General features: G+C 39.8%; 11 protein-coding genes. 1 reads left to right on the plus strand and 10 read right to left on the minus strand.

What is annotated here, in order from left to right; translation table 11 throughout:
- Positions 1 to 38 precede the first annotated feature (38 nt).
- The 9 genes from ASF92_RS05935 to ASF92_RS05975 all read right to left on the minus strand — a co-directional run bounded on the left by ASF92_RS05935 (position 39) and on the right by ASF92_RS05975 (position 15,890).
- Positions 39 to 1,106, minus strand: a complete 1,068-nt coding sequence (locus ASF92_RS05935; protein WP_056089385.1) for a Gfo/Idh/MocA family protein — start codon at positions 1,104 to 1,106, stop codon at positions 39 to 41.
- Positions 1,103 to 2,329 carry an extracellular solute-binding protein gene (locus ASF92_RS05940; protein ID WP_056091007.1) on the minus strand — a complete coding sequence of 409 codons (1,227 nt, stop codon included), beginning with the start codon at positions 2,327 to 2,329 and terminating at the stop codon, positions 1,103 to 1,105. Before ASF92_RS05940 ends, ASF92_RS05935 begins: the two co-directional genes overlap by 4 nt.
- A gap of 4 nt (positions 2,330 to 2,333) precedes the next feature.
- Positions 2,334 to 3,497: a CaiB/BaiF CoA-transferase family protein gene (locus ASF92_RS05945; protein ID WP_056089388.1), complete on the minus strand. Its 1,164-nt coding sequence runs from the start codon at positions 3,495 to 3,497 to the stop codon at positions 2,334 to 2,336.
- A gap of 202 nt (positions 3,498 to 3,699) precedes the next feature.
- Positions 3,700 to 4,860, minus strand: a complete 1,161-nt coding sequence (locus tag ASF92_RS05950) for a CaiB/BaiF CoA-transferase family protein (protein ID WP_056089391.1) — start codon at positions 4,858 to 4,860, stop codon at positions 3,700 to 3,702.
- Complete coding sequence (locus ASF92_RS05955; protein WP_082489472.1) at positions 4,857 to 6,017, minus strand: ABC transporter substrate-binding protein; 1,161 nt, start codon at positions 6,015 to 6,017, stop codon at positions 4,857 to 4,859. The genes ASF92_RS05950 and ASF92_RS05955 overlap by 4 nt, the downstream gene beginning before the upstream one ends.
- 118 nt (positions 6,018 to 6,135) lie before the next feature.
- Positions 6,136 to 9,498 (minus strand): glycoside hydrolase family 2 TIM barrel-domain containing protein, encoded by a 3,363-nt coding sequence (locus ASF92_RS05960; protein ID WP_231729750.1) that lies wholly within the window; start codon positions 9,496 to 9,498, stop codon positions 6,136 to 6,138.
- Positions 9,495 to 12,020, minus strand: coding sequence for a beta-galactosidase GalB (galB, locus tag ASF92_RS05965; RefSeq protein WP_231729751.1), 2,526 nt, complete (start codon positions 12,018 to 12,020; stop codon positions 9,495 to 9,497). Before galB ends, ASF92_RS05960 begins: the two co-directional genes overlap by 4 nt.
- A 7-nt stretch (positions 12,021 to 12,027) precedes the next feature.
- The gene (locus ASF92_RS05970) at positions 12,028 to 13,134 is read right to left on the minus strand and encodes a hypothetical protein (RefSeq protein ID WP_056089395.1); all 1,107 of its coding nucleotides are present in this window, start codon (positions 13,132 to 13,134) and stop codon (positions 12,028 to 12,030) included.
- Complete coding sequence (locus ASF92_RS05975; protein WP_056089398.1) at positions 13,131 to 15,890, minus strand: family 78 glycoside hydrolase catalytic domain; 2,760 nt, start codon at positions 15,888 to 15,890, stop codon at positions 13,131 to 13,133. Before ASF92_RS05975 ends, ASF92_RS05970 begins: the two co-directional genes overlap by 4 nt.
- A gap of 273 nt (positions 15,891 to 16,163) precedes the next feature.
- Between ASF92_RS05975 and ASF92_RS05980 the strand changes: the two genes are divergently transcribed.
- Entirely contained in the window at positions 16,164 to 16,937 is a 774-nt protein-coding gene (locus ASF92_RS05980) for an IclR family transcriptional regulator (protein ID WP_056089401.1), read from the plus strand.
- 62 nt (positions 16,938 to 16,999) lie between these two features.
- Here ASF92_RS05980 and ASF92_RS05985 read toward each other — a convergent pair whose 3' ends face one another.
- Positions 17,000 to 19,165: an amylo-alpha-1,6-glucosidase gene (locus ASF92_RS05985; protein ID WP_056089404.1), complete on the minus strand. Its 2,166-nt coding sequence runs from the start codon at positions 19,163 to 19,165 to the stop codon at positions 17,000 to 17,002.
- Between the last annotated feature and the right edge of the window lie 23 nt (positions 19,166 to 19,188).

Consider the following 19,188-nt stretch of genomic DNA (forward strand, 5'->3'; position numbering starts at 1 on the left):
TCGGCTCGCTCATCCCCTGCCTTGCAATGACGAGATGCCTACTTAACCTTCACCCCTCCAATATCGCTCGATTGATAAGCACTCTCCACCACCGCCATCGTTTGAATCACATCCTCAACACTGGTATACAACACATCACTCGAACCCTCGTTATACCTCATCAAATTTGCCATCGTTCCAATAAAAGCTTCCGGAAACCAAGAGCCTTCTAATTTTACCGTTTTCCATTCAGGCGATTTACCTTCCTCTACAATACAATACTCGAACACGTCTGGCACTCCATGAGGATAATCCATTAACAGGCCAATTTTTGCCACAATTGCACCTTTTGTACCCTCCCATTTAATGTAACTCTCCTGGTGGTTTGGTCCAAAATCATGATCGTGGTTGGTATTGATCACCGCATGGAGCGTATCCCCGTAGTCTAATAAAATTGTAGACCGTGAAGATGATAAATTTTTCGCGGGATGTCTCAAAGTTTTTGCTAAAACAGTGTTCGGATTACCCAAAAACGATCTGATCAGATCTACATAATGGATGCTATGGTATTGAATTTCAAGCCTCGGATGAATGATTACATGAGGAAAAATTTCCCATGGCGTTTTAATCGTTACCCGAACTTCCATATCGTAAAGTTCACCAATGAGCCCTTTTTCAATCAGATCTCTAGCTGCACTTACAAAAGGCGCAAAACGAAGTTGAAAATTAATAGCTGCTTTCAGATTTTTTGAACGGCAAAGTGCTAAAATCTCATTTGCCTGGGCAAAATCATCACCCATTGGTTTTTGAATTAATACAGCGCTTCCATCTGGCAATTGTTTGAGGGTTTCAAGGTATTGCTCTGGCATGATTGTAAGATCATAAACTGCATTTGCGGGCGCTGCCGCCACTGCTTCTGCTACAGAATTGTATACATTTGGAATACCAAAAGCATCTGCTAATTTCTGAGCCCGCTCTTTGGTTCGGTTTACGATGCCTTGTACTTCAAAACCCGCGATTTTATAGGCTGGAAGATGCGCATCCGCAACGATGCCACCGGCACCAATAATAATAATTGGCTGCTTTGTTGATGGTAATTGCGGCTTATATTTTATATCAATACTCATTTATCAATTTTATTTATCTGGCTTTGCGCTTCTAAAATTAGCGCTTCACTTGGCGTTTCAGTATTTACCGCCTGCAAAACCATTTGATCAATAATAGCGGCTATTGCCGCCCAGTTTTCTTTTTGTGGTAGCATATTTGCCACCTCGTGCAACATTTCCAGTTTGTGGTAATAAGGAATAATGGCGTTAATTTCCGGATCATGCCAGGTTGAAATTCTGCAGCCAATTCCGCCTTCCAGCGTAAGTTGTTTATCTTGTTCCTGAGCTATAGCAAAGCGAAGAAAATCATAAGCAAGATCCTTATTTTTACTGCCTTTGGCAATGGTGTAAAGCCAGTAAACATTTAACGAAGCAGAATTTTTACCCTCCGCCGCTGGTAACAAGCCAACATCAACTTTTCCTTTCACCTTAGAGTTTGCATCTACTTCACACATCGCTGCAAAACCAAACCAGTTGATCATCATGGCCGCTTCTCCTTGCGAAAAAGCTGTTCCAGCGGCTACCGATTCGAATTCGGCTGATTTTGGATGGATCGCTGTTTTATCATTAACAATTTTTCGGTAGAAATCTAAGCCGCTGATCGCCGCCTCTGCGTTAAGCTGGATAAATCCGTTTTTATCTGTTAGGCTCCCGCCCCTTGTCCACAATTGCAGGCAAAAATCAAATACCGTATTATGCCCGTCAGGATAGCAGGCAAAAATGCTTCCGTAGAGGTTATCATCAGGACGGTTAAAATATTGGGCAATTTGATGGAAGTCTTCCCAGGTTTTCGGCACTTCCAATGGCTTCCCGTACTTTGCCAAAAATCTTGTTTGCTCAAGATTGCTGTCGAATAAGTCTTTTCTGTAAATGAAACATTCTGGTCCATCGTGAAAGGGAAAGCCTACCACTTCCCAACCAAAACGCTGCAATGTTAATAAAGACTTGCTCCATCCTCTAGGAAAATCTTGAGGTTTATTTTTGTTGATGTAAGGATTAAGCACTTCAAAATCCTGATGAGAATAACCTTCTAAAACCCAATCTGTACTGATGTGGGCAATATCAAAATCTCCATTTGCTAAACCTTTTTTTGAAATGGTTTTATCATAGAGTTCGTGCAAATCCATCACCACCATTTCCAACTGTAGGGTGCAGCCTGAAAATTCGCAATATTGATCCCAGAATTTCTGTATGGCGACTTCAAAAGGCGCAAATTTCCGGACAGCTATTTTAAAACGTTCCATTTGGTTATGCATTGGCAATCGTTTTCTGCGTGATGAATTCTTTTATAATCCTCTCGTTGTCCTGACCCAATTTTGGAGAACCTTTGCTGGATATTAACAGTTCACCGTCAATGCGAATTGGGCATCTGGTGGTTTCATATTTATAACCATCTTCCATATTCACTTCCTGAATCATGTTTAATACTTTGAAACCGTCGTGAGTCATCAATGCATTCCAGTTTAATACGTCAGCACACCAAATATCTGCTGGTTCTAAAATAGAAAGCCATTTTTCAGTAGTTTCGGTAAGCAGATGTTCTGCTAAAGCCGCTTTAATTTCGTCTCTTTTATCAAAAGCTTCCTTCAATTCCACGTAATCTTCCAGCTTTTCGCAGCCCAATAACAGACCTAACTGAGGAATTGAACCCATTGCTAAAGCCAGATAGCCATTTTCGGTTTGATAGATGCCATAAGGTGCACCGAGATAAGCGTTGGCATTGTTTCTTTTGGATCGTTCTGGTAAAGCGCCGCCATCATTCATGAAGGTGGTAATGGTTTCAAACTGAAAATCGTAGGCCGATTCCATCATGCTTACCTGGACAAAACCGCCCTCATTTCTTATCGCTTTGCGATACAGACAAGCTAAAAGCCCTTGCACCAAATGCGCACCAGCCAACATGTCCACAATAGATAAACCCATTGCCACAGGCCCGCTATCTGCATTTCCTGTCAGAAATGTGAGTCCGGTAACGGATTGTAGAAGTAAATCCTGACCAGGTTTGTTTTTCCATTCGGTATCAGTTCCATAGCCTGAAACTTCGCCATAAATAATGGTTGGATTTAAGGCACTAACTGAAGGATAATCAAAGCCTAAACGCTCCATTACACCGGGGCGAAAATTGTGGATCATCACATCTGCTTTTTTTAGCAGCTCACGCACCATATCCCGATCTTCTTCGTTCTTTAAATCTACTTCAAAGCTCTCTTTATTTCTATTGATGGCATGAAAAACAGACGATTCTCCGTTCATAATCAAGTTAGAAGTATAGAGGGTACGGCAGATATCGCCAATCCCTAAACGTTCAATTTTGATTACCCGAGCGCCCATGTCCGCCAGCCGTAAACTCGCCGATGGACCTGAAAGAAACTGGCTGAAATCGATAACTAAATAATCTTCAAGCGGTCTCATAATTTTGTCTATTTATCAATGTTGTCATTTTGAGCTAAAAGCGGTCGTCATCTCGACCGTTTGGGAAGATCTTTTCAACTGTGTTCGAAGATTTCTCCATTTCGCTTCGCTTCCAGTCGAAATGACGACCGATTTATTAATTTTATTTTAAGTTGTATTTCTGAACCTGCAGATTCTTCACCGCCTTCAGAATGATAACTGATTAAGTATGTTCCTCTAATTCAAATTCTTTATTAATATCCGACGTATTAAAACCCAATTTGGGCGCCGCCTTCGAGGCAAATAATTTTTCATTATCAAACCTAATAGGGCTTACTGTCGTTTTGATTTTCAGGTCTTCACCCAAATCCAGCTGTTGTTCAATTTGCAAACTTTTATAAGTATTTAATGCAGTAGCCGTTTGGTAATTCAACACCTCTGCGCACCAAATTCCGTGGCTTTCTAAAAGATTAACCCAGTTTTTAGTTTCTTCCTTTTTGAAAGTTTCGGCTAAACGAACAATCAGTTTATCCCGATTTTCGAAAGCTGAACCAGCTTCAACATACAAATCGGAAATATCACATTTAATAATGGTACAAATATTAGGAAGATTTCCCATCGCCATGGCAATATAGCCATCTTTGGTTTCATACATCCCGTAAGGTGCACTTAAATAGGCATGAGCGCTCCCCTTTGCCCCACTTCTGTCTGGCAGTTTCCCGCCATCGTTTAAATAGGTGGTGATCACCTCAAACTGCACGTCTAAAATCGACTCCAGTAAACTCACTTCGACCAAAACACTTTTATTGGTTTTTGCTCTCTTAATTAAGCCGGCTAAAATGCCTTGAGCGAGATGATTTCCGCACATAATATCAGAAACAGAAAGCCCGAAAGGAACGGGTCCATCGGTATCAACGCCCGATAAAAATGTTAATCCTGAAACTGCCTGCACCAATAAATCCTGACCTGGTTTATTTTTCCAGGGACCTTCGTTTCCATAACCGGTTACCACTCCATAAATAATTTTAGGATTGATGGCCTGAACATGATCATAATCCAAGCCTATTTTCTCCATCACTCCGGGGCGAAAATTATGCGTCATCACATCAGCTTTGCTGATTAATTTCCGCAACTTTTCTAAATCATCCGGATTTTTTAGGTCGGCTGCATAGCTTTCCTTATTGCGGTTAATGGTATGAAAAAGCAAGCTATCATCATCAACGAAAAGATTTTTTATTGATAACTGGCGACAGGCATCACCGGTTTTCGGGCGTTCGATTTTTATTACCCGGGCGCCTAAATCTGCTAGTTTTAAGCCGGCAGATGGTCCTGCCAAAAACTGGCAAAACTCTAAAACTAAAAGTCCTTCTAGCGGCCTGTTCATGATAATACCAGAGTTTTAGATTTTTGATACAATTCGTTCATCTTTGATAAAACCCCCATTTCATCTCCACCGTTCATTAAATAATCGCGAACTACATCGCCTGCGTGATCTTGAAAAAACATGGAGCCATGATAACGCGGACGAAGAAATGCCCGCTGTAAAGCCGGTAAAGTATTAAAAAAATAATTGTGACTTTGGCGGTTAACTTCTTCATTTTTCCAGGCTGCTAAATGCCCTGGCTGGCCGCCGTTTTCGAAAAACAAGGTAGATTGACAGGCTGGAGCACCCACAAATTCGACATACTTGGCTGCTACGTCAAGCGCCTCACACTTGGAAGATATCGCCAAACCGGTCCCACCTAAAGTGCTTCTTAAGTTTGTTTTTCCATCCAGGGAAATCATATCGTGAAAATGTAGGGTTTTGCGGGCATATCCGTTTCTTGAATAATTAGAATAGCCATATGCAAAGGGGCAATAAGCAATTTCATCTGTTAAAGTCATCGCTTCATAAACTTGAATTGGATTTCTATTGAAGTTTGCCGGATCCATCTTCGAAGCCAATTCGCGATACATTTCTAAGGCTTTAACACCCATTTCCTGCGACACTACTTCGTCATCGCCCTGACAAGGATCTTCGCCAAGAGAGCAACAGAGTGTGTAAAAGTTCATCAGCACATCGATCGGAATTCCAGCAAAGGCAACTAATCCCCTATCGGCAAGCGCTAATAAGTCCTCGAATGATTTCGGCAGTTCCAAACCTTTATCGGCAAACAAATCTGGTCGGGAAGCCGCAACAGGGGTTGCAGCATCTATCGGAAGTGCCCATAAATGTTCATCATAGAAATAACTTTCGTAAGACTGACCAACCGAATTTCGCTCCTGATCAGTAAGATAATCATCAGAAAGATAAAAATCTAAGGGCACTATCGACTTCGTTTTCGCTGCAAAACCAGCCCAGGGATGGTCGATTACTAGTAAATCAAATCTTTCTGCCAGTTCCTGAATAGAAAAATCGGCAAACTGCTGCAAACTCCTTTTCTCCCAGGCGATGTTAACATTCGGGTATAATTCGGAAAAACGCTGTGCCGTAGCCACCATAGGCAAAAGCCCGCGACTATGATTCCAGGTTATTCCTTTTAAGTTAATTGTCTTCTCCACTTAATCTAAAGTTTAATGTTTTGAAACTGGCCGTCATTGCAAGGCACGAATCAATCTCTTTTTTGCATTGATTTCGTCAACCCTTTGGTATCCAAAACAACCGTTTATACTTGTTGTACTAAAATTTTATTCGTTTTACTTTATTGTTCACTTCTTCTTTTTTACCTTCAAAAGGCAATAGATAAAAGCCGTAATTATAATTTTTTGCCGGGATTTGATATTGCGGCAGTGGTGCGGCAACATCACTCCAACTGTCGTTTCCACCAACGCCCATTTGTATTAAATCGACATTTACAGTTAAATAACCGGCATCTCTTAACTTATTTGTGTGTTTCGCCGCCTGAACATTTTCATCCGTGTAAGGACTTGCACTCATGCTCAGCAGACTATCTGCGATGAAAACTAAACCTCGCTTTTTTGCAGGATTTGAAAAGTACATCCAACGAACATCGGTACGGTTTCCATTTTCCTGCGGAACGGCATAATGCTCCATAAAATCGTTAACAGATTCGTTGTAAATTCCTACATCAGAGCCATAATTTTTGTCGATGTAATTTTCCATCGGGCCTTTACCATACCAGGAAATGTTATCATAATTGCTAAAAATGCCCGTTTGCATGCCTACTTTCGGAATATTCGGTAAACCTAGTTTCACAGTTAAAGCAAAATCGACTTTAATAATACCTGTTGATGAAATTCCATAGCTGACTCTAACTTTTGCACTGTCGTTAATCAGGCTATATTCACTTATAATTTGCAAGCCGGATCCATTTTTTCCATCGAATTTCCCTACCGAACTTGATTTAAATTCCAAGTCATTCTGATACCATTGCTTCAATTTTTTGTTCGATTTCCATCCTCGTTTATCATTATCCGTAAGCGGACGGGTAAAGTGAGGTAGCAGCGGGGCGAAAATTTGCTGCTCACCTTTCCATTTATAGGAAATTAAAGCACCGTTTTTCTTACTAATTCCTATTTCAAAATTTTGTCCAGAATAAATTTCTAAATCTGCGCTCCCTGTATATTCTGGAGGGGTAATTTTATCAATGATTTTAGCTTCGGCCAAACCGGTTAGTGCAAACTGATTTGAGGCTACTTCAAAGCCTTTCTTTGCCCAAAGTTCATCTTTACTTAAAGTGAAATGGACATCAGCTAAATACTCTGAACTCGATTCCATTCTCGGCAAATATTTCGAAATATTCAATAAAGTATCCCTTCCCGCGGCTAAATTTATTGGAGGTAAAACTTTCTGTCTTAGAACGGAACCATCTTTTCGAACGATCAAAGTAACCGTATAAGCGTTCAAATTCTTAACTGCATATCTGTTGGTAATTTTGATAAGCGCCTTGGCTCCGACTGCCAAATCGGTTTGTGCTCCTTGATAAACACGTTTGCATTCGAACATTGCACCTTTCGGTTTTCCATCAGAATTTACAACCCCTTTTATAGTAAAATTATCGAAATACTTTTCGCCAAAATCGCCGCCATAAGCGTAAAATTTATTACCGGCACTATCGGTTTGTAAAATCCCTTGGTCTTTAAATTCCCAAATGGCGCCACCGATAATTCTTGGTGTAGAACGGAAGATATCCCAGAAATCTTTCATGTTTCCAACTGAATTGCCCATCGCGTGTGCGTACTCCACAAAGAAAATCGGCCGATTATCGTCATTTTTTTGCTCTGCCAACATTTTAGGTGTGTAAGTGCTCGGATACATCCTGCTCACGAGATCTACATAAGGCTGGTCTTGCGGGTTTTGTAACCGATGCGAATGATCGTTAGGCTTTAAATAAGCTGGATTGCTTGGATCCATGTAACCATCCAAACGCGGATTTCCCATCGCTGGTTCATAATGTACTGGTCTGGTAATATCAAAATCGTGAATCCATGCCGACATTGCCGCATGGTTTGGCCCGCTGCCAGATTCATTTCCCAAACTCCAGATGATAATACTAGGATGGTTTTTATCACGCATAACCATTCGGCTGCTACGCTCTAAATAAGCAGAAGTCCATGTTGGGTCGTTGCTTAATTTGCCGCCTAAACCATGCGTTTCCAGGTTCGCCTCATCGATTACTAAAATTCCGAATTCATCACATAAATCGTAAAAATACGGGTCCATCGGATAATGGCTGGTGCGAATGCAGTTGAAATTAAATCGTTTAATGGTTTGCACATCTTCTAAAATGTCCTCACGACTTAAAGCTTTTCCTTTTGTCGGATGATGATCCGGGCGGTTAACTCCGTATAAATAAGTCTCCTTTCCATTGATTAAAAGTTTGCCGTTTGTTTTAGAAAATTCGATACTTCTGAATCCGATTTTACAACTCTTAACCTCAAGGATTTTACCCAAACTATCTTCCAATGAAATGGTCAATGTGTAGAGATTCGGTTCTTCATCACTCCACTTTTCAGGATTTTTAATTTTACTTTCGAGCAGACCAAACTTTACGTTATCCAGACGGGGCCAGATTTCGTTGATAATGCTTTCTGCACTCCTTTCCAGTGGCTTATCTAAAACTGCTGCTCCGTCTTTATCAAACAATGACGCTTTGACTTTATAACCTTTAACTTCTTTAGCGGTCAGGTTTTCAATTCTTGGGCGAATGCTTAAAGTGGCATCTTTATAATCCTTGTCTAATTTGGTTTGAACGAAGAAATCTGCAATTCTAAGTTTCGGTTCAGCCAGAAGCATTACCTCGCGATGGATTCCACTCAAACGCCAATGGTCTTGGTCTTCAAGAAAACTTCCATCAGTCCAGCGCATAACCTGAACAGACAGGATATTTTCTCCGGCTTGCAAATAAGGTGTTATATTAAACTCAGAGGATAGGAAACTATCTTCGGCATAGCCTAAAAATTTACCATTTACCCAAACCTTATAACCAGAACTAACGCCACCAAAATGCAAGGTAATGTTCATGTCTTTCCAATTTTCGGGAATAGAGAACGTTCGCTGATAACTTCCAACGCCGTTATAGTCCATCGGCGGATTTGGAGGATTAACCGGACGAAAAGGATAGACTGCACTTTTATAAATCGGTTTATCGTAACCTTTCATCTCCCAATTTGACGGCACTTCGATCTTCTTCCATCCGCTTACGCGGGATTTATAGAAGTCTTTTGGCGCATCATCAGGCTTAATTGCGAAAGAGAAATCCCAGTCGCCGTTCAGTGAAATCATCCTGGTCGACTTATTACGATTTCCTTTTTTTGCATCTTCAATATTCGTGAAAGAATATGCGGTGGCACGGGAAGCATCACGATTGATGCCGCTAATTAATTGGTCTTCCCACGGTTCTTTATTATAGATTTGAGGTGCTTTTTGAACGGCTGTAGGTGTTTTATCAACGAGTTGAGCAGAGGCTTTGTTGCTTGTCAGTAATGAACCACAAAGGCACAAAATACAGCAAGAAAAAGTTTTTAAAAGACTTTTTGTTCTCAGTGCCTTAGTGGTAAAAAAATTTTGTGTCCCCATCATTTTCCCGTATTAATTGTGACTGATGAAGAAGATAAACCCTGTGATGTAGCAGTAAATTTAATAGAACCAGCCTTTTCTGTAGATTGAATAATGGCTAAGCACAAACCATGAAAGGCTTTGCGGTAGCTCGCTTTAAAAGGCTCTAAACTGGCCTGAAAACCGTTATCAACCCCTGCAATAAATCCTACACCTTCTATTTTAAAATCTATCAAATTATCGGCGTTCGGAACCAAATTTCCAGCTACATCCAAAATGCGAACAGTGACAAATGACAAGTCTTTACCATCAGCATTTATATTTTTTCTATCGGCAATCAGCTCAATTTTTGCCGGAGCTCCTGCAGTTTTTACTTCACGAACTAAAACTTCCTTACCGTTTTTTCTGGAAATCGCTTTAAGCGTACCTGGTTCGAAATTTACCTTCCAAAGCACGTGCAAATCATCATTTTGTTTTGATTTTTTTCCCAGAGATTTCCCGTTGAGGTACAGCTCAACTTCGTCAGCTTGATTGTAATATGTCCAAACCTCAACTGGTTTTCCATTTTCCCAATTCCAGTGCGGTAAGATATGCAGAACAGGTTTGTCTGTCCATTCACTTTGGTACATATAATAAGAATCTTTCGGAAAACCGGCTAAATCCACAATGCCGAAATAGGAACTTCTGGCCGGCCATGGATAAGGCAACGGTTCTCCTAGGTAATCAAAACCTGTCCATACGAATAAACCGGAAACGTGATCGTATTTTTTTGCCTCCTTCCACGTTTCTTCATGAGTAGAACCCCAATAGGCCGAAACATTATCGTATGATGACGCAGACCATTCCTTATTGCCTTCGGTAAATTTAGTTTTTCCATCTTTAGGCCAACGGCGAATGGTATCTGCTGTATCGTAAAAACCCCGGGTTTCTAAAGCAGATGTCGTTTCTGTAGCCAGAAATTTTACTCCAGGATAGTTTTTAGGAAAATCTTTATAAAGTTTATGATTGTAATTTAGTCCGTAAACATCAAGTGCATTGGCTTGATAAATAAAGTTCTTTTTCGCATCCGTTTCTGTTAGTGCTGAAATTACCGGACGAGAAGTGTCTAAATTTTTAACAATAGATACCAGCTCTTTGGTAATCGCAATGCCTGTACTGTCAAATTGCTCGCGAATTTCATTTCCAATGCTCCAAAGAATAATAGATGGGTGATTACGGTCGCGTTTTATCATATCCTCCAAATCGCATTTATGCCATTCTCGAAAATTTAAATGGTAATCGTTTTTGGTTTTCTTTTTGGCCCACATATCAAAGGCCTCATCCATCACCAGGAAACCCATTTTATCGCATAAATCTAAAAACTCTGGTGCTGGTGGATTATGCGCAGTTCGAATGGCATTAACGCCCATCGCTTTCATAATTTCCAACTGACGTTCCATTGCTCGCGTATTTATCGCCGCACCTAAGGCACCTAAATCGTGGTGCAGGCAAACGCCTAATAACTTCATCGGTTTGCCGTTTAAAGAAAAGCCTTTGTCAGCATCAAAATTGAAAGATCGGATGCCGAATCTGGTTTCATATTTATCAATTATTTTTCCATTCCGGGCAATTTGTGTAACCAGTTTATATTGATATGGATTTTTCACAGACCACAAAATGGGATTTTTAACCTCGAAAATTCCGTTGATTAATGAACCTGACGTATCAATTTTTAGCGCTTGCTGTACAGTAGCAGAAATTACTTTTCCTTCGGCATTAGAAATGGTATTCGTTACTGCAACGGTTTGTGTTTTTAAGGTTTTATTCTGAACCTGCGTCTGAATTTTAACTTTGCCAGATTGATCTGCAGTTACAAAAGTTCCCCAGTTAGAAACCGAAACTTTTGCTGTCGAGGTTAACCACACATTTCTATATATCCCGGATCCTGAATACCAGCGGGAATCTGGTTGTGCTGAATTATCAACTTTGACAGCGATGACGTTTTTACCGGATTTTAAAAATTTGCCTATTTCATAAGAAAATGATGAATAGCCATAAGGTCTTTTGCCTAAGTATTTACCATTAATCCAGACTTCACTATTCTTATACACCCCGTCGAATTCGATGCTGATTAATCGGTTTTGAAAGTCAGCTGGCGCTGTAAATTCTTTTCTATACCAACCAATTCCAGTTGGAAGTCCACCGCCTTCTGGTTTCGCGGGATTTTTTTCGTCGAATTTCCCTTCAATGCTCCAATCGTGTGGCAAGGTGAGTCTTCTCCATTTTAAATCGCTGTATGCTGGAGATTTCGCCCCAGGTTCGTCACCTAAAAAGAATTTCCAGTTTTTATTGAAATTTGTTCTGGTTCGAGGGACAGGAGTTGGTTTTACTGGGCGAGTCGTCATTTTGACCGCAGCGGAGAAATCCTTTTGTCCAGCAAAATCAAGTACAAAGGTTTTTCCATTCCGCTTCGCTTCAGTAGAAATGACTGAACCGATTGCCTTATCATGATTAAACACTGACAACGCCGCTATCAGGAAAACCAAAACCCTAAAATTGTTCAACATCTTCATTCTAATTTCCACTTACAAAGTTTACTTTACTTTTGCCTAAATCTTTTGAGGTTGCAACAGCAATTCCGCGTTGGTCTTGTTTGTTTACCGCACAATAAAAATGGTAAACCACGCCTTTATATTTTAGCACAAAAGATTTATGAGCATACAACTCATCATATCTCTCCGATGATTCAATCAAATTATCTCCAGTCCAATCGGTCCAGTTTACTAAATCTTTCGACACAGCAAAACGATTAAACGAACCTTTTCTATCTTGCCAGAAAGCACCAAAATAGAACATCACGTAGTTATCACCAATTTTTTGGATTACCGCATCGCCCGTAATTCCGGCAGGATGATGCACCACAGGATTTTTATTGAAACGCGTCCAATGAACCATATTATCCGAAACTGCCATACCGATTCGCTCGTACCAACGTGTTTTTTTATTGTTGGCTAAAGAATCGCCGACAGCATTGTAATACATCACAAAGCGATGGCCTGTTAATCTTTTCTTATCTTCTATTACTGTACTTTTAAAAAGCTTATTACGATTTTCCCACCAACGTACATCGGCATCAGCGGAAGTTAAAACGGGATTATCCAAGCGATTCCATTCCTGCACAACAGATGGATGTTTTGTTGTGTAAGCCATTCCTATTGAGAGTGGTTCTACCTCATATCCCCTCTCTTTTCCACCAAAATACGACATCCAATACCTACCATCAAATTGATTTACGCCATAGCTTCCACCCCATTTCAGATCCAACAACGCATTGTAACCCGCTTTTTGATTATCATCCCACAAGCCTGTATCTCCGAACGACATCAGCTTGCCTTGATTCTCCCAGTGTATTAAATCCTTACTTCGTGATAAACAGGTTTCGTAACCACGACCGCTAAAAATCAGGTAAGTCATGTACCAGTATTTGCCTTTTCTAAATATGGTCGGACAATCCATTTTGTGTTCTGTATCTTCAGGAACCATAACCAAGCCATATTTATATGGCGTTTTTACTTCCTTATAAATTTTTTCCATTTCATCAGGCGAAACCGGATTTAGGTTTTGAGCATTCGATTTTATAGCCCAAACAAAAAGTAAAAGGATTAAACCTATCGTTCTCATTTGTACTTTAAATTAAATTTATAATAACCCGAACCAATGGAAACTTTGGTTTTCCCGTTCTCAACACCGGCGTCTGTAAATGTTGCATTGTATTCTTCAGCAATAGCTGTTTCTGGCAAAGCCGGAAAGTAAACCGTTGCTTTTGTATTTACCGGAACCTTAACTTCCAGCGTAAATTCTTTATCTGTTTTTCTCCAGGCAGATGAAATTTCACCGTATGGCGAATAGTAGCTTACATTTGCAGAAGTTAAGTTGCCAACTATTTCCGGCTCAATCACAACGTGCTTAAAAGCAACTGAATTTTCCGCCTGACGAATACCGCCAACCCCACTGTAAAGCCATTCCATTAAGTGCCCAAGCATAAAATGATTATTTGAAACCGTTGGAAGTGCCGCCCATGATTCGGTTAAAGCGGTTGCGCCTTTGGCAATTTGCATTCCGTAACCCGGTACGTCAGATCGGCTGTTCATATCAAAAATCACATCTGATTTTCCAGCATCTTCCAAAACACGTAAAACATAACGGTAGCCAATGTCGCCGGCAGTTAAACTGTTTTTCCGATCTCGGATATCCTTAACCAAATTATCGACAACCTCATTTCTATCCTTATCCTCAACCAAACCCATATAAACTGCCATGGCATTAGCAGCTTGCGAACCCGTTGCATATTGCTTGGTTTTAGGGTCGAAAAATTTATCATTAAAAGCTTTTCTTACTTTGACTGCCAATTTTGAATAACTTGAAGCATCTGCTTTTTTACCCAAAATCGTTGCCATTTTTTCTAAAATTTTCAAGTCGTAATGGTAAATGGCAGTTCCTGTAACACCCATTGGTGTTAATTGAGAAACGCCTGGCGATTGCGGCCCCAAATCATACCAATCGCCTAAACCTTGAGACAAAATATGATTGTCTGCTTTGGTAGCTAAATAATTAATGTATCGCTGCATCATCGGATAATATTCCTTCAACGCCTGCTTATCGCCATACCATTGATACAAATACCATGGCAACAAAATACCACTGCTTCCCCATTCAGGCGAGTCGCGAAACATATCACCACCCCATTCAAATTTCACATATTCTGGTGCAATTTCAGGAATTAAGCCGTTTGGCAACTGCGAATTTTTCATGTCCTGCAAAGCTTTTTTGAATAAGGGTGCAGCGTCATAATTGTAGCCAACAGAATTGCCCATTAAATGCAATTGCTCTAACCAACCCAGCTTTTCCCGATGTGGACAATCCGTAAAAACACTAACCATATTACTTCTTATAGACCAGTCAATTAGCTTAAAAGTTTTATTGAACAACTCATTCGACGAAGCGAATTTGCCAACTGGTTCCGCTGCATTTCGAATGTGCAAAGCCTTTAAATTTTCGATTATCGCTTTGTTTTGCGCATTTTCATTTCCTGTTGGAACCGCGCCTTTCACCTGAAGGTATCGAAAACCAGTATAAAAAAACTTTGGCCGCCAGACTTCTATACCATCTCCTTTCAAAACGTAAGTAAAGTAAGATGGTCCGCCGATATTTTTCTGCGTTACCGAGCCGTCAGCTTTTATTAATTCGGCTGGCGTAATTCGAACGGTATCTCCCTTTTTGCCTCGGACTTTCAACTCGATAATAGCTGATGAATTTTGACCCATATCGTAGACCCATTCGCCATTAGCAACAGCTGTACTATTTTGTGCTGTAAAACTATCGAACACTTTTACATGCTCTTCCTTTTGTGCATTTAATTTCGGTCCATCAACCAACAAAGCCGATTTCCATTGCCGGTCATCGAATCCGGCTAAATCCCATCCCTTTTGTTCGAGATTTGCATTGTAATCTTCACCGCCATAAATACTTGAAAATGTAACTGGTGAGGGAGCCGTTTTCCAACTCTGGTTGCTGATGATATTTGCAGAAGTACCGTCGGTGTATTCAACCAAAACACGGCAAATCATTTTCGGATAACCGTATGCAACCTTTAATTTTCTATACCGTTCTTTAACTGGAGGAACATAATAAAAACCATTTCCAAGCATTACGCCAATCGCATTATTCCCTTTTCGAAGCTGTTTGGTAATGTTATACGAAACATACAAAGCCTCTTTATCATATTTTGTCCAGCCGGGCGCTAAAAAGTCAACGCCAACTTTATTGCCGTTTAGAGTCATTTCGAAATGACCTAAGCCCGAAATAAAAGCCGTTGCTTTTTTGATGGCTTTAGCAACAGAAAAATCTTTACGAAACATTGGCAAAATGTTGTTTGCATAGTATTTATCCTTTTTGCCATCCGTTGGAAGCGTGTTCACGTTCGAGTCCACAAGCTTTTCGAAAGCAATCCATTTTGCACCGAACCAATCTTCCGGGTTAAGCAAACCCATTTGCCAAAAAGCATTAGCGCTCCAGGCAGATTGATTTCCGAAACTATCCCAAACACGAACTTTCCAATAATAAGTCTTTGTTGATATAAGTTTAGCACCTTTATATTGTATTTGAATCGACTGACCAGAATTCACTTTTTTTGTATCCCAAACGTCGCCGATATTTTTATTCAGATTAACCAAACTGCTTGAAACCAATAACTGGTAGGCAGTTTGCATTACATTGTGCTTTGATGACAGTAATTTCCAACTCAAATTCGGAGAAACAAAATCGATCCCGATTGGGTTAATCCGGTACCCGCAACTTAAATAAGCAACCTTAATGTCCAGTGCAAAAATTGGAAAACTGAATAAAGAAAGCCAGAAAAAGACTAATATTTTGCTCATTAAATAATTTACACCTTTATGGTATTTTATTTAGATTTATAATTGGTTATCAGCGACAATAGCAATTGAAAGAATCTACTCTTTTCTTCAACCATAAAGCTAAAATTTATGACCAAAGCAAATATTTACCGCTTAATTCAAATATAAATATTTTTTTTAAATATGAAAACTTTTAATGCTTTAGATTGATATCCAATCTTTCTAAATGGTAAAATGAAAAGCATTTTGTATGTTTGAAATTCTAAAATAAGCTACGACCAAATTTAAACCCGCATGCACGAAAAGGAATTGAAATATCAAGCACCTGCCTTAGATAAAGGACTTGATATATTGGAATATTTATCAGCACAATCTATTCCCTTATCCCAAACGGAAATTGCGGTTGGCATTGAAAAAACGCCGAATGAAATTTACCGGATGTTAATGAGTTTGGAGAGTCGTGGTTATATTTTACGTGATGAAGTTTCTGGAAAGTACAGACTTTCGTTAAAGCTGTTTTACCTTTCGCACAGGCATTCGCCGATGGACGAGTTGCGCAAAGCAGCTCAATTTCCATTAGAAGAATTGGCCAATACCATTCGCCAATCTTGCCACCTGAGTATCTTATATATGAACCAGGTTATGGTGATTATCCATGCCAAAAGCCCAGGCCCAATTGCGTTATCAATTGAAGAGGGAAATTTGTTTCCGTTACCTTTAACGGCATCAGGAAAGGTTTTATTGGCTTATATGCCCGAAGGTGAACGCAATGTAACCTTAAAAAATAATGCAGTTTTTAAAAAATATTCAAAGCCACAACAGGAAGATTTTATTAACTCTTTAAAAGATATTCAAAAAAAGGGATCGTATTTCAAAAACAGCGATTCCGTTTCCGGTGTAACCGACATTTCCGTTCCTATCGGAATTGGAGGCAATAACGGTATCATTGCCTGTTTAACCATTTCGATGTTAAATGCTTTGAATAACGATAGGGCGATTGGAAATGATACCATTCTTGCGGAAGCTAATAAGTGTGTTAAAAAGATTGAGCAAAGAATTGGGGTATAAACTGTTCTTATTGTCGTTGCTTGCCTGCCGCAGGGAAGCAAATAACGACCGAACACAGTAAGTTATCCCGAATATTTCAAATTGTAATCTCTGCCTTTCTCAATCGTTATTTCATAAACGCCTTTCGAAACTTCCTTAACTTCTGCACCTTTTACCACAGGCATGGTTTTGCTACCTATTCTTAATTTTCCTGTTCCCACGGCAGACGAAATTTTAATTTCTTTTTTACTGCAGTACAAGGAGACATCGCCATTAGCAGTCGGTACCTTTCCCTCCATCCATTCTAAGCCACCCAAATTTGGCGTAATGGTATAGGTTTCATAACCTGGCGCAGTTGGCTCTACACCTAAATAATATTTACCCAACAAGTAAATCGGACTCGCACCCCAGGCATGGCAAAGGCTTTTTCCAAATGGCCTGCCATACATTTCTAAATGCGCTGCTCCTTTTTTATCTGGATTATATTCTTCCCAGAAAGATGTTGCGCCGAGTTTTAACATTCCACCCCAATAGTTTTTCATTTCTTTTAAAACATAAGGTTGTTCGCCCATAGCACATAATGCCTCCAACTCATAGAAACGCATGTAAGGCGTTGTAATCTTTGCGACTTCATTGTTCAAAAGCACATCTTTTTTCACGGCTAACTTTTGTTCAGGGGTAAAATAATCAAAAAAAATTCCGAACATATTGGCGTAACGCGTTACATTATCCGTTTGCTTACCATCTATCCTACTGTGAACCAACGCGTTTTTATTTTGGTTCCAATACAAATCGAATATTTTGGCTTTTAACTCTTTTGCTTGTTTGTCGTATTTTGCAGCACCTTCAGTATCATTTGCAAGTTTGGCGCACAAAGCCATGGTTTCTAAGCTTCGGGCATACAGTAACTGCTCGAAACTGACTTCACCATCTTTGCTCAGTTTATCTGCCCAATCGATAAAAATCCAATCACCCGGCATCCATTCCAACAAACCATCTTTATTTTTTCTTCCATCAATATAGGTCATTAAAGACTGCATACGAGGATAAATATCCTGTACAAATTTTTGATCGCCTGTAAACTTGTAGTAATCATAAATCCCTAAAAACCAATAGAAAGAGTAATCCATTATGGTATTGATATGGGCCGTAACCGGATCTTTTCCTCGTTGTGCCCATAAGGTTTTTTTTACAGTTGGTGCATCAAAAAACGAATAATAATTCATCAAATAACTCTGGTAAGCATCACCACTCCAAACCCAACGGTCGCGTTTAATGCCATCGATAAAAAATTCACGGGTATTTAAGTGAAAGGTGTATTTAGCTACATCGTAAATTTTATTTAGTTCGGCATCAGATGATTTAAAACTTCCTCTTTCGGTTAATGGCGCATATTCGTAAAGCATGGAGATGGAATCAACTGTTACATTTCCACTGCTTTGACGATTTACATATCTAAAAGCTTTCGAAAGCGGCATTACCGAATCTTTCTTTTGGGCGAGATCAATATCTAAATAATCTAAGGTTTCGCATTTTTCTTCTGATGAAGCCTCTTCAGGCGATTCGCCATAGTATAAACTTAAACGGCCCTTGCCTTTCAACCCGTGTACTTTTATGAAACCAAATGTTTCCCGACCGAAATCGAGCAATTCGCCGCCATCGTTTTTCTTTCGCGAAACTGCGGCCATTGGTTTAACCGGCAATTTAAATTGCGATGGCAACTGATTGGGATCATTCAAATTCCATGAACCTGCCGAAACGAATGTCGTTCCGGATTTGTCTGAAACCTTTCCGCTTTGATCAATCCATTCTTTATCCTCAAAAGTTGAAAGCCATGTGTCGTCTGAGCCAATTGTTTTACCCTGCACAAAAATCGCCGGAACATGTGCCTGATTGTAAACTTTAAGGCTTAATTTATGCTTCCCTGCCGGGATTTGGATCGTTTTAGGGAAACCGGAAATGGCCTGACCATCAATCTTCACATTATAAGTTCCTTCTACAAAAAGCTTAACTTCTTCTGGTTGAGAAAGATTAAATTCTTTATGAAAATCTACCAGAACATAGTGGCTATCCATTTTCCAAAAGACTGGAAAAAACGATCCCCGCTCGGTTCTACGGTTCTGCATCACATTGCTCATGTAGATATCAAAATCACCCGGATACCAAATCCATGAGGCTTTTTGGGCTAAAGCTGGCATAATAAAACAGCTCAAAAATCCCACAATAATTATTTTTTTAAAGGTTTTCATAACATGTATTTTTGCGTGTTATT

The sequence above is a fragment of the Pedobacter sp. Leaf176 genome (assembly GCF_001424305.1).
GTDB lineage: Bacteria > Bacteroidota > Bacteroidia > Sphingobacteriales > Sphingobacteriaceae > Pedobacter.

What these genes read in the sequence shown, in the direction of transcription:
- ASF92_RS05935 (WP_056089385.1), bottom strand. Translation starts at nt 1,106, where the DNA reads ATGAGTATTGATATAAAATATAAGCCGCAATTACCATCAACAAAGCAG.
- ASF92_RS05950 (WP_056089391.1), bottom strand. Translation starts at nt 4,860, where the DNA reads ATGAACAGGCCGCTAGAAGGACTTTTAGTTTTAGAGTTTTGCCAGTTT.
- ASF92_RS05940 (WP_056091007.1), bottom strand. Translation starts at nt 2,329, where the DNA reads ATGGAACGTTTTAAAATAGCTGTCCGGAAATTTGCGCCTTTTGAAGTC.
- ASF92_RS05985 (WP_056089404.1), bottom strand. Translation starts at nt 19,165, where the DNA reads ATGAAAACCTTTAAAAAAATAATTATTGTGGGATTTTTGAGCTGTTTT.
- ASF92_RS05970 (WP_056089395.1), bottom strand. Translation starts at nt 13,134, where the DNA reads ATGAGAACGATAGGTTTAATCCTTTTACTTTTTGTTTGGGCTATAAAA.
- ASF92_RS05980 (WP_056089401.1), top strand. Translation starts at nt 16,164, where the DNA reads ATGCACGAAAAGGAATTGAAATATCAAGCACCTGCCTTAGATAAAGGA.
- ASF92_RS05945 (WP_056089388.1), bottom strand. Translation starts at nt 3,497, where the DNA reads ATGAGACCGCTTGAAGATTATTTAGTTATCGATTTCAGCCAGTTTCTT.
- ASF92_RS05960 (WP_231729750.1), bottom strand. Translation starts at nt 9,498, where the DNA reads ATGATGGGGACACAAAATTTTTTTACCACTAAGGCACTGAGAACAAAA.
- galB (WP_231729751.1), bottom strand. Translation starts at nt 12,020, where the DNA reads ATGTTGAACAATTTTAGGGTTTTGGTTTTCCTGATAGCGGCGTTGTCA.
- ASF92_RS05975 (WP_056089398.1), bottom strand. Translation starts at nt 15,890, where the DNA reads ATGAGCAAAATATTAGTCTTTTTCTGGCTTTCTTTATTCAGTTTTCCA.